The organism is Salmonella sp. SAL04196, from assembly GCF_046550835.1.
Lineage (GTDB): Bacteria > Pseudomonadota > Gammaproteobacteria > Enterobacterales > Enterobacteriaceae > Salmonella > Salmonella enterica.
The window spans coordinates 1611531-1628692 of the sequence record NZ_JBGDXE010000001.1; the positions used below are offsets into that span (position 1 = coordinate 1611531).

The window sequence follows — 17162 nt, forward strand, 5'->3', positions numbered from 1 at the left end:
ACTGTAGTTAACACATCGGAGACTATCCAGAGATGTCGGTTTATAAAGTTCCGCTTGAGCAAAATGTTCTGGAAGCGGCTCAAGAGCGTATAATGTGGACCCTGGAAACCTTACCCCGGGTCTGCGTCTCATTTTCCGGTGGTAAAGATTCAGGACTTATGCTGCACCTGACGGCAACGTTGGCGCGCAAAATGAATAAAAAGATCCACGTTCTCTTCATTGACTGGGAAGCGCAATTCTCCTGTACCATCGCCTATATTGAATCATTACGTGAATACTACGCGGACGTTATCGAGCGTTTTTATTGGGTCGCATTACCCTTAACCACACAAAATTCCCTTTCACAATACCAGCCGGAGTGGCAGTGTTGGCAGCCGGGTGCCGACTGGGTACGACAACCGCCAGAAGATGCGATTACCGATCCGGCCTTTTTTTCCTTTTATCAACACGGCATGACCTTTGAACAGTTCGTTCGCGATTTTGCCGACTGGTTTTCAGAAAAGCGTCCTGCCGCTATGCTGGTCGGTATTCGTTCCGACGAATCCTATAACCGATTTGCCGCTATCGCTAACTCGCATAAGCTGCGCTTTGCCGACGACAAGCCCTGGACCACGTTAGCCCCTAAGGGTCACACCTGGTATATCTACCCCATCTATGACTGGAAAACCGCAGATATCTGGACCTGGTTCGCCAAAACAGGTAAACCATGTAACCCTTTGTATAATTTGATGTATCAGGCTGGCGTACCGCCCCGTTACATGCGTATTTGCGAACCGTTCGGCCCGGAACAACGACAGGGGTTATGGCTGTATCATGTTATCGAACCTGAGCGCTGGGCGGCCATGTGCGCCAGAGTCAGCGGCGTGCTCAGCGGAGGTATCTACGCCGGACAAGACAACCATTTTTATGGCCACCGGAAAATTTTAAAACCCGATCACCTTAACTGGGAAGAGTATGCGTTGCTCCTGCTACACAGTATGCCTGAAGTCACTGCTGAACATTACCGTAATAAAATCGCCGTTTATTTGCAGTGGTATAAGAAAAAAGGCATGAACACCATCCCACAGACGCAGCAGGGCGATATTGGATCGCGGGATATTCCGTCGTGGCGACGGATCTGCAAAGTTTTACTGAACAATGATTACTGGTGCCGGGCGCTGTCATTCAGTCCGACAAAACCTAAGAATTACCAGCGTTATAACGAACGTATGAAAGCTAAACGCCAGGAATGGGGGATCTTATGCAACACCGAATCACAGCCGAAATAACTCACTTTCTCTCTGAACTGCCTGAAGAAGAGAGAATCGCCGCCATTAATGAATTTAGAATGGCGATACATAACGTTAGTCCTTTTCGCGATGAGCCTGTCGATTGTGTCCTGTGGGTGAAAAACGATCATATTTCGCCTAATGACTACAACCCGAATAACGTTGCGCCGCCGGAGAAAAAACTGCTGCTTAAATCGATTGAACAAGATGGGTTTACTCAGCCGATAGTGGTGGTAAAGGCCGATGCCGAGGAGTACGAGATTGTGGACGGTTTTCACCGTCATGAGCTGGGCAAAGGAAAAACGGTCCTGAAAAGGCGTCTGAAAGGCTACCTGCCGATAACGTGTCTGGACAGAGAACGTCACGAACGCATGGCGGCAACCATTCGGCATAACCGCGCGCGCGGACGCCACCAGATCCACGCCATGTCAGAAATCGTGCGCGAACTTTCTCTGCTAGGCTGGGACGAAAGCAAAATCGGCCAGGAGTTAGGTATGGACGCCGATGAAGTCCTGCGCCTGAAACAGATCAACGGCCTGCAGGAGCTTTTTGCAGACCGTCGATTCTCCAGAGCGTGGACGGTTAAATAACTACAGTTTACACAGGCGCTCTGCGGCGGCCAGCAGCGTTGATTCCTGTTTAGCGAAACATAAACGTATAAGCTGATGCGGGAAAGGGGCGGCGCAAAAGACAGAGAGCGGAATAGCGGCGACGCCGACTTCTTCGGTTAGCCACTGACAAAACTCAACGTCATTTAGCGTCGACACTGCGCTGTAATCGATTAAAAGAAAATAGGTACCTTCACAGGGCAGCACTTTTAATCGGCTTTGCGCCAGCGCGTTAACCAGCACATCGCGTTTTTTCCGGTAAAAATCGGGTAACGCGCGATAGTGTTCCGGCGCGGCGCGCAGCATATCCGCCAGCGCCAGTTGCGCCGGCGTATTGACGCAAAACGTCAGGTACTGGTGAACTTTGCGTATTTCGGCGCTAATGGCCGCAGGCGCAACGCAGTAACCAATCTTCCATCCTGTCATATGAAAGGTTTTACCAAACGATGAAACGGCAACCGCCCGCTCTCGTAACTGAGGGTGCGCCAATACGCTGGCATGACCTTCGACGGCAAAACAAATATGTTCGTACACTTCATCGCTTAACACATAAATTTCCCGCTCGCCGATAGCCTGCCACAGCGCCTCGATATCCGCCTGACGCCAGACGGTAGCGGTGGGATTATGCGGCGTATTGAGGATCACCAGCCGCGTGCGCTCGCTAAGCAACGCCGAAAACGCCTGCCAGTCGACGCGAAAATGCGGCGGCGTGAGCGCTATGCGTTTTAACACGCCGCCGGAAAGCGCCACGGCCGGGGCATAGCTGTCATAACTGGGATCGAAACAGATAACCTCATCCCCTGCCCGCACCAGCGCGGTAATCGCCGCATACAGCGCTTCTGTCGCGCCCGCCGTGACGGTGATATCACTGACGTCATCGGGTCGATAACCATATATTTCCGCCGTTTTATCGGCAATGGCCTCCCGCAGCGCCTGCGCGCCCGTCATCGGCGCATATTGATTCGCGCCCTGCGCGACATGATAAGCCAACCGCTCGTGCAAATAACGAGGACCATCAAAATCAGGGAAGCCCTGCGATAAATTTATTGCCTGATGTTTCTGCGCCAGCGCGCTCATTTGCGTAAAAATCGTGGTGCCAAGATTGGGCAATTTGCTTTTTGGAATCAGTGGGTTATTTCTCATTATCTTCATACCCGCCAGTGATGTGGTTGTTGACACACTATCACAGGGTGTTAGTATTTGGCAATCAAGACGTTTAGATGTCTAAATATAATAACAACGGTGAGAAGACCCTAAGGACAACACAACATGAACCACACTGAAATCCGCGTCGTTACCGGCCCGGCGAATTATTTTTCCCATGCTGGAAGCCTCGGAAGACTGACAGACTTTTTCACGCCGGAACAGCTTTCCCACGCCGTTTGGGTGTACGGCGAACGCGCGATTGCCGCCGCCCGGCCTTACCTGCCGGAAGCGTTTGAACGTGCTGGCGCAAAACATCTGCAGTTTACCGGCCATTGTAGCGAACGCCATGTTGCCCAACTGGCGCACGCCTGCAACGACGATCGTCAGGTGGTGATAGGCGTCGGCGGCGGCGCGCTGCTCGATACCGCCAAAGCGCTCGCCCGCCGTCTGGCGCTGCCGTTTGTCGCTATCCCGACCATCGCGGCGACCTGCGCCGCCTGGACACCGCTTTCCGTCTGGTATAACGACGCGGGACAGGCGTTACAGTTCGAAATTTTTGATGATGCCAATTTTCTGGTGCTGGTCGAACCGCGCATTATTCTGCAGGCGCCCGATGACTATCTGTTAGCTGGCATTGGCGATACGCTGGCGAAATGGTATGAAGCCGTTGTGCTTGCGCCGCAGCCTGAAACGTTGCCTTTGACCGTAAGACTGGGCATTAACAGCGCGTGCGCTATTCGCGATCTCCTGCTGACCAGCAGCGAACAAGCATTAGCGGATAAACAGCAGCGTCGGCTGACCCAGGCATTTTGCGACGTGGTGGATGCGATTATCGCTGGCGGCGGTATGGTCGGCGGCCTCGGGGAACGCTATACCCGTGTCGCCGCCGCCCATGCGGTACACAACGGTCTGACCGTCCTGCCGCAAACGGAAAAATTCCTGCACGGAACGAAAGTGGCTTATGGCATTCTGGTGCAAAGCGCGCTACTGGGACAAGATGACGTGCTGGCGCAATTGATTGCAGCGTACCGGCGATTTCATCTGCCGGCCCGACTTAGCGAACTGGACGTGGATATTCATAACACCGCCGAGATCGATAGGGTAATCGCACATACCCTGCGCCCGGTCGAATCCATCCACTATTTACCGGTGACGTTAACGCCTGACACCCTGCGTGCGGCGTTTGAAAAAGTTGAATTTTTCAGAATATAGCCTGGTGACGTTGCGCTTATCAGGCCTGGCAACACTCAGCAGCAACGCGCGCCGCCTTTTCCACCATAGCGCGCATCCTGCCGCTCGCGGAAAAATTCTTCATAGGTCATCGGCGTCTGATCCGGATGCGTTATGCGCATATGTTCCACATAGTTGTCGTAGTCTGGCACGCCAATCATCATTTTTGCGGCCTGTCCCAGATATTTTCCGGCTTTCGAAAGCGTATCGAACATCGTTGTCACCTGTCATCCAAATGCCCTCTCCTTATTCTGGAGAGGGCTATTGATGTAAAAAGATTAGTGCGCGCCTTTCGCCTGCGTCACGATCTCATCCACATTTTCCGGCATCGGCTCATACGGCGTTTCATTCGCCGTCGGTTTATCAATCTTCAGAGCGGCCAGCGCCGTCTTAATAGAGAAGACCGCCAGCACCACGACCACCACCATAAAGAAGATGGTTAGCCCGGCATCCAGACGGTTATTGAATACCAACTGCGCAAGCTGCGATTCGGTGTACTGCGGCGGAATATTGCCGCTGTCGATCATCGCCTGGAACTTATTGGCAATGGCCAGGAAGCCGATTTTCGCATCCGGACTAAACGCTTTCTGCCAGCCCGCCGTCAGCGTACAAATCAGCAGCCAGGCCGTTGGCACCAGCGCGACCCACGCATAACGCTGACGCTTCATTTTGAACAGTACCACGGCGCAAAGCATCAGCGCCATCCCCGCAAGCATCTGGTTAGCGATGCCAAACAGCGGCCACAGGGTGTTAATACCGCCTAACGGATCGACCACGCCCTGATGGAGGAAATACCCCCACGCCAGCACGCACAATGCCGTAGCAAGCAGGTTCGCTGGCAGCGAATCGGTACGTTTCAGCCCTGGCGACACTACGCCCAACAAATCCTGCAACATAAAACGCGCCGCACGGGTACCCGCATCCACCGCCGTCAGAATAAACAGCGCTTCAAACAGAATGGCAAAGTGATACCAGAACGCCACATCCATCATGCCGCCCAACGCGCCATGTAAAATGTAGGCCATCCCTACCGCCAGCGTTGGCGCACCGCCTGCGCGGGAGATAATGGATTGTTCGCCGACTTCATTGGCAATCTGGTGTAACGTATCCGGCGTGATAGCGAAACCCCAACTACTGACCACCTGCGCGGCAGAAGCCACGACATCCGCTGTCCCCGCTGGCGCCAGTACCGCCATCGGGCTATTCATCGCAAAGTAAACGCCCGGATCGATAATACAGGCCGAGACCAGCGCCATAATGGCGACGAAAGATTCCATTAACATCCCGCCGTAGCCGATAAAGCAGGCCTGGCCTTCGTTGGCCAACATCTTCGGCGTCGTGCCGGAGGAGATGAGCGCATGGAAACCGGATACCGCGCCGCAGGCGATGGTGATAAACAGGAACGGGAACAGGTCGCCTGTCCAGACCGGTCCTGTACCATCAACAAATTTGGTCAGCGCCGGCATAGTCAGCGTCGGACGCATGATCAGAATCCCGACCGCCAGACCGACAATCGTACCAATTTTCAGGAAGGTAGAGAGGTAATCACGCGGCGCGAGCAGCAGCCAGACCGGCAGTACCGCCGCGACAAAACCATACCCCACCAGCATCCAGGTAAGTTGCACGCCAGTAAAATCAAAGTACGGCGCCCAGGTTGGGCTTGCCGCCACCCATCCGCCGGAAATAATAGCGAAAATAAGGAATACCAGCCCAATGACCGACACCTCGCCGATGCGCCCCGGACGCAGATAACGCAGGTAGATGCCCATAAAAATCGCCAGTGGAATGGTGAACGCAACAGTGTACGTTCCCCACGGGCTATGGGTCAGCGCTTTCACCACGATCATCGCCAGGACGGCCAGAATGATCACCATGATCATAAAGCAGGCCACCAGCGCGATCACCCCGGCCGTCGCGCCCATCTCCTCTTTAACCAGCTCGCCAAGCGAACGCCCATCACGCCGGGTCGAGACGAACAGCACCATAAAGTCCTGCACCGCTCCCGCCAGCACAACGCCCGCCAGCAGCCAGATCATCCCCGGCAGATAGCCCATCTGCGCGGCCAGTACCGGCCCAACCAGCGGACCTGCGCCAGCAATGGCCGCAAAATGGTGACCAAAAAGCACTTTTTTATCGGTCGGGACATAATCCAGACCATCATTATGACGTACCGCGGGCGTCATACGCGTTGGGTCAACCGCCAGCACTTTTTTGGCGATATAGAGCCCATAAAAACGATACGCAATAAGATAGACACAGACCGACGCCACCACGATCCATAGCGCGTTGATCTGTTCCCCACGATTTAACGCAATATAGCCCAGGGCAAACGCACCCAATACTGAGAGCGCTGTCCAGACGAGGTATTTCCCTGATTTATTCATAGTTGTTGTCCGTTTGGGTGTTCCAGAGAGATGTTACATTTTGTTTCTATAACACCTTTACCGTAATTAACAACACAACAACATGATAAAACCGGATCGTTACCCATTTTTTACATTACAGTGTTAACCAGATCACTTCCTTTCTTCGTTAACGCTGCAATTGCATTTTACTTTGCCAGAACTATCCCATTACCGCCGTTCCCAGGCGACAGGTGCAGCAGCGCCTCCCCTGCTCGTCAAAGAGCGTAATTTCCCAGCTTTGATTCTGCCGCCCCAGATGCAGCGGCAGGCAAACGCCGCGTACTTTCCCCTGCGAGACGGCGCGGTGGTGGGTGGCGTTTAACTCGGTCCCGACCACGCACTGCCCGTCGCGGGTCATCAGATAACCCGCCATTGATCCTAACGTCTCCGCCAGCGCTGCCGATGCGCCGCCGTGTAGCAGACCAAACGGTTGATGAGTGCGAGCATCGACGGGCATTTCCGCCTCCAGCACGTCATCGCCCAGACGGGTGTAAACAATGCCCAGATGCGCCACCAGCGTGTTCTGACTGGTAGCGTTCAATTCATCCAGCGTTAAATGCCGTTTCCAGATCATCGTCAGGCTCCCAATGTTGAACCACCGTCCACCACGATATCCTGCAAGGTAATGTGGCTGGCCAGATCGGAGGCAAGAAACAAAATGGTATTGGCTATCTCCTGCGGACGGGCGATTTTACCGAGCGGAATACCGAGCTTAAACTGTTCGCCGAAACCGCGGATACGCTGCTGTTCGGCATCTTCACTCACCCATAAAGTGCGCTGCATATCGGTGTCAGTCGAACCGGGCGACACCACATTACAGCGCACCCCGCAGCCCGCCAGCTCCAGCCCTACGGTTAGCGCCAGGCTTTTCAGCGCCGCTTTAGAGGCGCCGTAGGCGCTCATACCGATACGCGGCGTATGCGCCGCATCTGAGGCTACGGTAACAATCGCCCCTCCCTGCTGACGGCGAAACTGCGTCATCGTCTGCGAAAACAGGTTAAATGCCCCGCCCACATTGACCGCAAACGTCTGCTGCCAGTCGTCGACGCTAAGCGCATCGGTCGCTCCCATACGCAAAATACCGGCGGCGTTGACCAGCACATCCAGCAGCGGCGTTTTTTGCAACACACGCTGACACACCTGCGCAACCTGTGCGGCATCCGCCACATCCATGACTTCGGTAGCAAAGGGATAATTCTCTTGCGTAAATTCGCGATCGAAGCCGATCACCCGCGCCCCGGCGTCAACAAACGCCAGCGCCGTCGCATAACCGATCCCTTTCCCCGCCCCGGTCACCCATACCGTTTTGTCTGAAAAATCAAAGCTGGCCATTACTCTACCCCGCGAGAAAGCAGCGCCCACCAGGCGTCAATGGTCGGATTTTTCGCCAGCATCACGAAGTCGATATCGCCGTGTACTTTACGCCAGCGCGCCGCCAGCCCCATCATGCGTACTGAATCCAGGCCATAATCAATCAGGTTTTCATCATCCAGCGGCTCGTCAGTCTCATCCAGCAACGGCAGAATCAACGCCCGCAGCGCCGCTTTACTGGCAGGAACCGGCGTCGGCAGCAGCGATTCAGTCATGACGACGCGACCGGAACGCCCCGCCACATAGTTCAGCGCCATCAGATGCTCTTCCCGGCTGAAATCCGCCAGCGCATCCGCCACCATAAACGGCTTAATGTCGCGCATAAACGCATCGGTAGCGGTGGTCATACAGCCAATATGCGCATACACACCGGTAATGATGAGCTGATTGCGTCCGGTATCTTTTAACATCTGTTCCAGCGGCGAGCGGTGAAACGCGCTATAACGCCACTTCACCAGCACCGTATCCGCCTCATCCGGCGTTAAGGCTTCTACCACCTTCTGCTGTTCCGGAGAGCGCGTCAGTCCCGGTCCCCACATATCATTGAGTAACGCGCGATCTTCATCGCTTTGCTCTTTCGGCTGAGCGGTGTAATAGACCGGGATATGATGTTCCTTACAGTACTGGCGCAGAGCGGCGATATTGGCAATCACCTGGTCCATCATTGGGCAGTTGCGGCCCCAAAAGCTGACAAAGTAATCCTGCATATCGTGGATGAGCAGCGCCGCGCGCTCCGGCTCAAATGCCCAGTTCACTTTGTTGGTCGGGATATCCAGTGCGGTGGGCAGCGCGTAAGACTGTAGTTTCGGAATGGCCATCTCTCTTTCTCCTTCAGAGCGGTGAACGTGACGCCAACCGCTGGCGTAATTGTTTTTTATCGACTTTACCAACCGGCGTCAGTGGCAGTGACGCAACGCACTCCACGCGATCCGGTAATTTAAATTCCGCCACGCCCTGCTCTCGCAGGAAACGGCGTACCTGTACCGCTCGCAGCGGCTCTTTTACCACCAGATATGCGCAACTTTTTTCCCCCAGCAGTTCATCTTCCATGCTGACCAGCGCCGCATGGATCACCGCCGGGTGGCGCAGTAACAGGTTTTCTATCTCTTCGGCGGCTATCTTCTCGCCGCCCCGATTGATCTGATCTTTTTCACGCCCGTGAACGGTGATGTAGCCGTCTTGATCAATGGAGATCAGATCGCCGGAGCAGTAAAAACCGTTGGCGTCAAAGGCGCTGGCATTGTGTTGCGGACTGTTGAAATAGCCGCGAAAAGTATAGGGGCCGCGCGTCATCAGACGACCAATCTCGCCCGGCGGCAGTGGATTCCCGTCGGCATCCGCCACCCACACTTCGTCGTCCGGACACATGGGTCTTCCCTGGGTATTGATAATCCGTTCCGGGCTATCGTCCAGCCGGGTATAGTTCACTAACCCTTCCGCCATACCGAAGACCTGCTGCAACTGACAGCCAATTTCAACCGGAATACGGGCGGCCAGCGTCGCAGAAAGCCGCGCGCCGCCAACCTGCAATAACCTTAATGACGCCAGCGGCGCATTGCCGCCCCACTCCTGGATAGCCTGTAGCCATAGACTGACCGCGGGCGGCACCAGCGCCGTGGCATTAATCTGGTGTTTTTCGATCAGCGGGAAACAGAGCGTGGCGCTGGGATCGGTCGCCAGCACTACCGTTCCTTTGGCGAGAAAAACGCCCAGCGCGCCCGGCGAACTCATGGCGTAGTTATGCGCGGCGGGAATCGCGCACAGAAAACGCGTCTCCTCGTTGAAACCGCAAATCTCATTGCTGCGGCGCACGCTGTAGTAATAGTCGTTATGGGTACGGGGAATAAGCTTTGGCGTGCCGGTAGTACCGCCGGAAAGCTGAAAGTAGGCCACTTCGTCAGCAGGTGATGGCGTGGCGGTGAAATCTTCCGCCGCCTGCCGCATCGCCGCGTCCAGGCTGTGATCGCCGTCGTCGTTGCGCAATAACACCACCCGCACAGAGCGGTGTTCAGCCACAAACGTGTTGAGAAAGTCCTCCCCGGCGAACAGCGTATGTTGGCGATCGGCAATCACCAGCGTCGGCGCGATCTGCATCGCATAGGCGTTAAGTTCGGTACGTTGATGGCTAAACAGCGCCAGAACGGGCGCTACGCCAAGCTTCAACAGGGCGAAAAAGGTGATATACAGTTCCGGTACATTCCCCAGTTGCACCAGAGCGGTTTCGCCAGGTTTGATGCCCTGACGGCGTAAACTGCAGGCCAGATTATCCACGGCCTGGTTGAGCTGGCGATAGCTGAATGCGCGCTCGCCTTCAATGACCGCCGTCTTGTCGCTGTCAGCGTGGCGGGTCAGAATATCGGTCAACGGCACGTCTTGCCAGTAGCCTTTTTCACGATAACGGCGGGCAAATTCATCCGGCCAACGGGTGAAAGGTATACGCATCATCGTTCCTTAATGCAGTCCAAAAACGTTCAACATCGTAGAGAGCTTGACGCCGGTTTCCCGCCACTCGCCGACTGGCGAAGAGGCAGGGACAATCCCGGCGCCGGCGAACAGGCGCACCTGATTACCTTGCAATTTCGCACAACGAATCGTCACTACCCACTCGCCGTTTCCTTCGGCGTCGCACCAGCCGACAATGCCGCCAAACAGTTCACGATCGAACGGTTCCAGTTCAGCAATCAGCTTTTTCGCGACCTGATGGGGGAAACCGCTTAACGCAGGGGTCGGATGCAGCAGACAGGCCAGCGTCAGCGCGTTTTCTCCGGCGTTGGCCTTGCCCTCAAACGGCGTACCGAGATGCCATAGCGTCGGCGTGGTGATCAACTGCGGAGAGGAAGGTAATTGCAGTTCCGTGCTGCGATCGCGCAGGATCTGCTTCATCGCCTGCGTCACCAGCTCATGTTCATGGCGATCTTTTTGTGAAGCCAGCAGTCGGTTTCCCGCCTCGCGATCCAGAACGTCATCCGGCTGTCGGCGTGCCGAGCCTGCTAACGGCAGCGAACTAAACCGCTCGCCCTCTTTGCGTAGCAACAATTCGGGGCTGGCGCCCAGCAGAACGCCGCCATCCGCCAGTGGCACATGGAAGTTGTAACTAACTGGATTCTGCGCAACCAGCCGCTCCAGCAATGCTCCGCTATCCACCGCCACATCAGTGGTGATATCTATTAGCCGGGAAAGCACCACTTTATCGACGTCTGGCGTGGCGGTCAGCATAGCCGCGCGTGCGACCATTGCTTCAAAAGCATCCTGCTCCGGAATCGCCTTTCGCGCCGTCACCGTCAGTGGCTGATGGTCAGTAAAATAACGCGCCGTGCGCTGCTTTTGCTGGCGGGAAAAGGACTGCCACGCCATCGGGATAAATAGCGACGACGGCTGACGGGTATCAAAGGGGATCGCCCCCACCAGGATAGGGTTGGCGATGCCCTGCGATTTGGCCTCGGCAAACTGCTGGCGCAATTTCTGCTGGAAAGGGCTATCCGGCGAATCTCCGGCAACCGCAGGCTCGGTATAACGGGCGAAGCACCCGGAAGTGGTAAAACTGCGATACGGCGACATGAAGAAAAAGCGATCGGGAGCAAGCGTTGCCATTGTCTCCTGATCGTCCTCGGCCAGTGACATATCCATATCATCCTCCAATGATAAAGGCTTATATACACTTCATCTTTCAAGCTGCCTCTTTGTTGGCTGCGCTCAGAAACCCCGGTCACACAGTTATCTATGCTCGCGGGGATTTCTTCCCTTGCCGTTGCGATGCTTCTTGAATGATTTTGTGTATAATAATGATTATTATTTCTATTTTTAGTGCGCTAACCTAAGAGTAAAACGTCGCTCTGTCAACTCTGGTCATGAGTTAAATAGCACTAAGGCTTGCATCTCGCTGCTGCTGACATGAAAATGAGAAGCATTAACTTTATTAATAACAGGACGCTATTGTGAGACTCCCCGCCTTTTATCGTTGGCTGCTTTTAGTGGTTGGTTTATCAATTTCAGGAATATCCTTAGCCCAGGACGCCGGTTGGCCCCGGCAAATCCAGGACAGCCGCGGCGTTCATACTCTGGACCACAAACCCGCGCGTATCGTCTCTACCAGCGTGACGTTAACAGGCTCGCTGCTGGCGATTGATGCGCCCGTCGTCGCCAGCGGGGCCACTACGCCGAATAACCGCTTTGCTGACGATCAAGGGTTTATGCGTCAGTGGAGCGACGTAGCAAAGGCTCGCCATGTCGCCCGGCTGTATATCGGCGAACCGAATGCCGAAACGGTCGCCGCGCAAATGCCGGATCTCATTTTGATTAGCGCCACCGGCGGCGACTCCGCGCTGGCGCTTTACGATCAGCTCTCCGCTATCGCGCCGACGCTCGTCATCAATTATGACGATAAAAGCTGGCAGAGTTTGCTCACGCAGCTTGGCGAGATCACCGGTCAGGAGAAACAGGCCGCCGCGCGAATAGCGGAATTTGAGGCGCAACTGACGACGGTTAAACAGCGAATCGCCCTGCCGCCGCAGCCGGTTAGCGCGCTGGTGTATACCCCTGCCGCGCATAGCGCCAATCTGTGGACGCCAGAATCAGCACAAGGCAAGCTATTGACGCAGTTAGGCTTTACGCTGGCGACATTGCCCCGAGGGCTGCAAACCAGCAAAAGCCAGGGTAAGCGCCACGATATCATTCAGCTTGGCGGTGAAAATCTGGCCGCCGGGTTAAACGGCGAATCTCTTTTCCTGTTTGCCGGCGACAACAAAGATGTCGCGGCCCTTTACACCAATCCGCTGCTCGCGCACCTGCCAGCGGTGCAAAATAAGCGCGTCTATGCCCTGGGCACGGAGACGTTCCGTCTGGATTATTACAGCGCAACGTTGCTGCTTAACCGGCTGGCCGCCCTGTTTTAGCCTTATCGGAGTCTTATCCGACTGACCAGACCGATTTTGTCAGTCGGATAAACGCCTCTTCATCAGCCAGCATCGCTAACCGGCGGCGTCTGGCGAAAACGACGTAGCTCGCCCAGCACTAACAGCAGCAGCAAACCAATAATTACCAGCCCGAATCCACTCACGCTCGCGGAAGCGACCGGCGTCATCATTGCGCCAAGACCGCCTAACAGCGCCGCGCCGATAGCGTCTCCCGTGACGTTTTGCGCGGTCCACAAGCCATTCATTCGCCCCAGCATATTTTCCGGCGTCTGGGTTTGCAGCAGGGTATATTGTAATAACGAACTGATGGCGCTAAGCCAGCCAAACAGCGCCAGACAGATAACACCTGCGATCCAGACCGGCATGATGGCGAACAGCCCCACCGCCAGAAAAGAACCCACTGTCGAAACCAGCATAATGAGCCCCGGACGAACGCTATGCGCCAGTTGTCCGCTGGTCAGCGCGCCAATGGCCGCCCCCAGCGGAATTGCCGCATACAGCAAACCGATTTGCGCCGCCGACATCTGCCAGCTCATCGCCAGCGCCGGATAGAGGACGCGTACCGCGCTTGCCATCGTCACCAGGCCGCCAAGCAGCGCAATACCGCCGATAAGCGGACTGGCGAGCAAAAAACGAAATGCCGCCAGTAACGCGATAAATGGATTTTCCCGCGGCTGCGGAGGGACAGGCAGTCGCGGCAGCGTCAGTAACGGCAATAGCGTAATAAACGTCCCGGCGGCCGCCAGCCCATAGTTCCAGGCTACACCGCCGCTGGCAAGCAATATGCCCCCCAACATCGGCGAAATAACCGATCCCAGACGTACCGTCAGCATGGTAATCGCGCCGGCCTGCATCAGATTTTCTCTTCCGACCAGCGCTGGCGTCGCCGCCAGTAACGCGGTCACGCCCAGAGACGCGAAAAAGCCGTCCCACAGGCCAAGGAGATATATCGCCAGCAATGATGGTTCCGGCAGCAGCGCGTTCACGCACAGGCCAATAAAGCCAATACCGCAAGTACCGCGCGCCAGCAGAATCACCTTTTTACGTTCGTAGCGATCGGCCAGTACGCCGCCCACCATTAAGCCAATAAACATGGCGCCGCCGGTTAACGTTACCGACAGCCCTACCTGCCAGGTGGAGTGCGTCATCATTTGGATCTGTACCGGAACCGCCACGCCAAGCAGCCCCAGCGAGACAATAGAGATAAAACGGGCCAGAAATACTGCGCGAAATGCAGGGTGCGTCTTCAACAGGCTGAGATTGAGCAGCCAGGATTGTCGATTCATTACAACGCCTTAATGCGAGTTTTTTTAAATATCCATTCAATGGCTGCACATGCTAACATAACCAAATAAGATAGATAACGATAATTACTATCATTATCAGGGAAGTTACTATGTCATGCTCATTTTCCGTGACGCGCGCGTTTGCCGTGCCCGGATTGTTGTTATTACTGAGTCTCGCCGCGGTTTTAAGCCTGGTCATTGGCGCGAAACCGCTGCCCGCCGCCGCCGTGCTGGAGGCGTTCACCGGCGTATGCCAAAGCGCCGATTGCACCATCGTCCTGGATGCGCGTTTGCCGCGTACGCTGGCCGGATTACTGGCAGGCGGCGCGTTGGGTCTCGCCGGGGCGCTCATGCAAACACTTACTCGCAACCCGCTCGCCGACCCGGGGATTCTGGGCGTTAACAACGGTGCCAGCTTCGCCATTGTACTGGGCGCGGCGCTGTTTGGTTTCTCCACGCCGCTGGAACAGCTTTTCATGGCATTTAGCGGCGCGCTTATCGCATCGCTGATTGTCGCCTTCACCGGTAGTCAGGGCGGCGGCCAGTTAAGCCCGGTCCGCCTGACACTGGCGGGCGTGGCGCTTGGCGCGGTACTGGAAGGACTGACCAGCGGCATCGCGCTGTTAAATCCAGAGGTCTATGACCAGCTTCGCTTCTGGCAGGCGGGATCGCTGGACATTCGCAGCCTGCAAACGTTGAAAGTCGCGCTTGCGCCCGTGGTTATCGCAGGGATCGTGGCGCTATTTCTGAGCCGAGCGCTGAACAGCCTGAGCCTCGGCAGCGATACCGCGACGGCGCTGGGGAGTAAAGTGGCGCGCACCCAACTTATCGGTTTACTGGCGATTACCGTCTTGTGCGGCAGCGCAACGGCGCTGGTTGGCCCTATCGCCTTTATTGGTCTGATGATGCCGCATATGGCGCGTTGGCTGGTGGGCGCAGACCACCGCTGGTCGCTGCCAGTGACGCTACTGGCAACCCCTGCTCTGCTGCTTTTTGCCGATATTATTGGTCGTCTGTTGGTGCCGGGCGAACTCCGCGTATCGGTTGTCAGTGCATTTATCGGCGCGCCGGTACTTATTTTTCTGGTACGCCGTAAATCGAACGGAGGCGGCCTGTGATGTTTCTTTCTCGTCGGCTTATCGTAAGCTGCCTGCTTCTGGCGGCTGGCTGCTTCGCCATTGGTTTATGGAGCCTGCAAAGCGGCGCCGTGCCTCTTGAGACCGGGCAGATTATTGCCGCGCTGTTGGGCGACGCGCCGCGTAACATCACCCTTGTCGTAACCGAATGGCGACTACCGCGCGTATTAATGGCGTTGCTGATTGGCGCTGCGCTTGGCGTCAGTGGCGCGATTTTTCAGTCGCTGATGCGTAACCCGCTAGGCAGCCCTGATGTGATGGGCTTTAATACCGGCGCCTGGAGCGGCGTACTGGTCGCAATGGTCCTGTTTGGCCAGCATCTTACCGCGATCGCGCTGGCGGCAATGGCGGGCGGTATCGTCACGTCATTGATTGTCTGGCTGCTCGCCTGGCGTAACGGGATTGAAACTTTCCGGCTGATTATCATCGGTATCGGCATCCGCGCGATGTTAGTCGCCTTTAATACCTGGCTTCTGTTGCAGGCGTCGCTGGAAACGGCGCTCACCGCCGGCTTATGGAACGCCGGGTCGCTCAACGGTCTGACATGGGCAAAAACCTGGCCTTCGGCGCCGCTGATTATTGTGATGCTGACAGGCGCCGCGCTGCTGGTGCGTCGTATGCGGCTGCTGGAGATGGGCGATGACAGCGCCTGCGCGCTGGGTGTTAGCGTGGAGCGGTCACGCCTGATGCTGATGCTGGTGGCGGTGTCGCTCACCGCTGCGGCTACGGCACTGGCTGGCCCCATCTCGTTTATTGCCCTTGTCGCGCCGCACATCGCCCGCCGCCTTAGCGGCACAGCGCGCTGGGGATTAACCCAGTCAGCGCTGTGCGGCGCGTTATTACTACTGGCCGCCGATGCATGCGCGCAGCAACTGTTTATGCCTTATCAGCTTCCAGTGGGCGTGGTCACCGTCAGCCTCGGCGGTATTTATCTTATCGTCTTGTTAATTCAGGAGTCCCGCAAAAAATGACCGAATCCGTAGCCCGTTTGCGCGGCGACCAGTTAACGCTGGGTTATGGCAGCTATACCGTCGCAAAAAACCTTAATGTTTCGATTCCGGACGGCCATTTTACCGCCATCATCGGCCCTAACGGCTGCGGCAAGTCAACGTTGCTACGCACGCTAAGCCGTCTGATGACGCCTGTTGACGGCCATGTCTGGCTGGATGGCGAACAAATACAGCGTTACGCCAGTAAAGAGGTGGCGCGGCGCATCGGATTGCTGGCGCAAAACGCCACTACGCCGGGCGATATCACCGTACAAGAGCTGGTCGCCAGAGGGCGTTATCCGCATCAGCCGTTATTTACCCGCTGGCGCAAGGAAGATGCCGACGCCGTCGCCAGTGCCATGCGTGCAACAGGTATCACCTCACTGGCGACGCAAAGCGTAGATACTCTGTCCGGCGGCCAACGTCAGCGGGCGTGGATAGCCATGGTGCTGGCGCAGGAAACGTCCATCATGCTGCTGGATGAGCCGACAACGTGGCTGGATATTAGCCATCAAATTGATTTGCTGGAGTTGTTAAGCGATCTCAACCGCGAAAAAGGTTATACGCTCGCCGCCGTCCTGCACGACCTGAATCAGGCCTGCCGATACGCCACGCATTTGATTGCATTACGCGAAGGTAATATTGTCGCACAGGGCGCGCCGAAAGAGATTGTTACCGCAGAGCTTATCGAAAAAATCTATGGGCTGCGCTGTATGATTATCGACGATCCGGTTGCCGGGACGCCGCTGGTGGTACCGCTGGGGCGGCGATAGTCGTTCACACAGATGACAAAGCCGGATAATCGCTATC

The 17162-nt window shown here is 56.0% G+C and carries 16 protein-coding genes; 7 read left to right on the forward strand and 9 right to left on the reverse strand.

Features of this window, described 5'->3' with window-relative positions; translation table 11 throughout:
• The first annotated feature begins 32 nt into the window (after window positions 1-32).
• Window positions 33-1268 carry a phosphoadenosine phosphosulfate reductase gene (locus tag ACLJPE_RS08155; protein WP_000118135.1) on the forward strand — a complete coding sequence of 412 codons (1236 nt, stop codon included), beginning with the start codon at window positions 33-35 and terminating at the stop codon, window positions 1266-1268.
• Window positions 1241-1858 carry an IbrB-like domain-containing protein gene (locus ACLJPE_RS08160; RefSeq protein WP_001164698.1) on the forward strand — a complete coding sequence of 206 codons (618 nt, stop codon included), beginning with the start codon at window positions 1241-1243 and terminating at the stop codon, window positions 1856-1858. The genes ACLJPE_RS08155 and ACLJPE_RS08160 overlap by 28 nt, the downstream gene beginning before the upstream one ends.
• Here ACLJPE_RS08160 and ACLJPE_RS08165 read toward each other — a convergent pair whose 3' ends face one another.
• Complete coding sequence (locus tag ACLJPE_RS08165; protein ID WP_001245597.1) at window positions 1859-3019, reverse strand: pyridoxal phosphate-dependent aminotransferase; 1161 nt, start codon at window positions 3017-3019, stop codon at window positions 1859-1861. It abuts the gene before it with no gap.
• A 126-nt stretch (window positions 3020-3145) separates the two neighbouring features.
• On the opposite strand from ACLJPE_RS08165, the gene ACLJPE_RS08170 reads away from it, so the two are divergent.
• Entirely contained in the window at window positions 3146-4234 is a 1089-nt protein-coding gene (locus ACLJPE_RS08170) for an oxidoreductase (RefSeq protein ID WP_001016871.1), read from the forward strand.
• Window positions 4235-4269: 35 nt separating this feature from the next.
• On the opposite strand, the gene ACLJPE_RS08175 is transcribed toward ACLJPE_RS08170, so the two are convergent.
• The 7 genes from ACLJPE_RS08175 to entC all read right to left on the reverse strand — a co-directional run bounded on the left by ACLJPE_RS08175 (window position 4270) and on the right by entC (window position 11655).
• Window positions 4270-4467 carry a YbdD/YjiX family protein gene (locus ACLJPE_RS08175; RefSeq protein WP_000460619.1) on the reverse strand — a complete coding sequence of 66 codons (198 nt, stop codon included), beginning with the start codon at window positions 4465-4467 and terminating at the stop codon, window positions 4270-4272.
• A gap of 63 nt (window positions 4468-4530) precedes the next feature.
• A complete protein-coding gene (gene cstA / locus ACLJPE_RS08180) occupies window positions 4531-6636 on the reverse strand; it encodes a pyruvate/proton symporter CstA (protein ID WP_001043108.1) in 2106 nt (701 codons plus the stop codon).
• 181 nt (window positions 6637-6817) lie between these two features.
• Entirely contained in the window at window positions 6818-7231 is a 414-nt protein-coding gene (gene entH, locus ACLJPE_RS08185; RefSeq protein ID WP_000637966.1) for a proofreading thioesterase EntH, read from the reverse strand.
• Window positions 7232-7233: 2 nt separating this feature from the next.
• On the reverse strand, window positions 7234-7989 hold the full coding sequence (entA, locus tag ACLJPE_RS08190; RefSeq protein ID WP_023213782.1) for a 2,3-dihydro-2,3-dihydroxybenzoate dehydrogenase EntA: 756 nt from the start codon (window positions 7987-7989) through the stop codon (window positions 7234-7236).
• On the reverse strand, window positions 7989-8846 hold the full coding sequence (locus ACLJPE_RS08195) for an isochorismatase (protein ID WP_001007166.1): 858 nt from the start codon (window positions 8844-8846) through the stop codon (window positions 7989-7991). Before ACLJPE_RS08195 ends, entA begins: the two co-directional genes overlap by 1 nt.
• A gap of 13 nt (window positions 8847-8859) precedes the next feature.
• Window positions 8860-10470, reverse strand: coding sequence for a (2,3-dihydroxybenzoyl)adenylate synthase EntE (gene entE / locus ACLJPE_RS08200; RefSeq protein ID WP_001222461.1), 1611 nt, complete (start codon window positions 10468-10470; stop codon window positions 8860-8862).
• Window positions 10471-10479: 9 nt separating this feature from the next.
• Complete coding sequence (gene entC / locus ACLJPE_RS08205) at window positions 10480-11655, reverse strand: isochorismate synthase EntC (RefSeq protein ID WP_039512945.1); 1176 nt, start codon at window positions 11653-11655, stop codon at window positions 10480-10482.
• Between the two features lie 308 nt (window positions 11656-11963).
• Here entC and fepB point away from each other — a divergent pair, with 308 nt between their 5' ends.
• On the forward strand, window positions 11964-12920 hold the full coding sequence (gene fepB / locus ACLJPE_RS08210) for a Fe2+-enterobactin ABC transporter substrate-binding protein (RefSeq protein WP_023213781.1): 957 nt from the start codon (window positions 11964-11966) through the stop codon (window positions 12918-12920).
• A 62-nt stretch (window positions 12921-12982) separates the two neighbouring features.
• Here fepB and entS read toward each other — a convergent pair whose 3' ends face one another.
• Window positions 12983-14227 (reverse strand): enterobactin transporter EntS, encoded by a 1245-nt coding sequence (entS, locus tag ACLJPE_RS08215; RefSeq protein WP_001081661.1) that lies wholly within the window; start codon window positions 14225-14227, stop codon window positions 12983-12985.
• Window positions 14228-14337: 110 nt separating this feature from the next.
• On the opposite strand from entS, the gene fepD reads away from it, so the two are divergent.
• Genes fepD through fepC form a run of 3 tightly spaced genes read left to right on the forward strand, consistent with a single transcriptional unit; the run spans window position 14338 to window position 17125 of the window.
• A complete protein-coding gene (fepD, locus tag ACLJPE_RS08220; protein WP_001277869.1) occupies window positions 14338-15345 on the forward strand; it encodes a Fe(3+)-siderophore ABC transporter permease in 1008 nt (335 codons plus the stop codon).
• Complete coding sequence (gene fepG, locus ACLJPE_RS08225; protein WP_000480064.1) at window positions 15345-16334, forward strand: iron-enterobactin ABC transporter permease; 990 nt, start codon at window positions 15345-15347, stop codon at window positions 16332-16334. Before fepD ends, fepG begins: the two co-directional genes overlap by 1 nt.
• Entirely contained in the window at window positions 16331-17125 is a 795-nt protein-coding gene (gene fepC, locus ACLJPE_RS08230) for an iron-enterobactin ABC transporter ATP-binding protein (protein WP_000140622.1), read from the forward strand. Before fepG ends, fepC begins: the two co-directional genes overlap by 4 nt.
• Window positions 17126-17162: the final 37 nt, after the last annotated feature.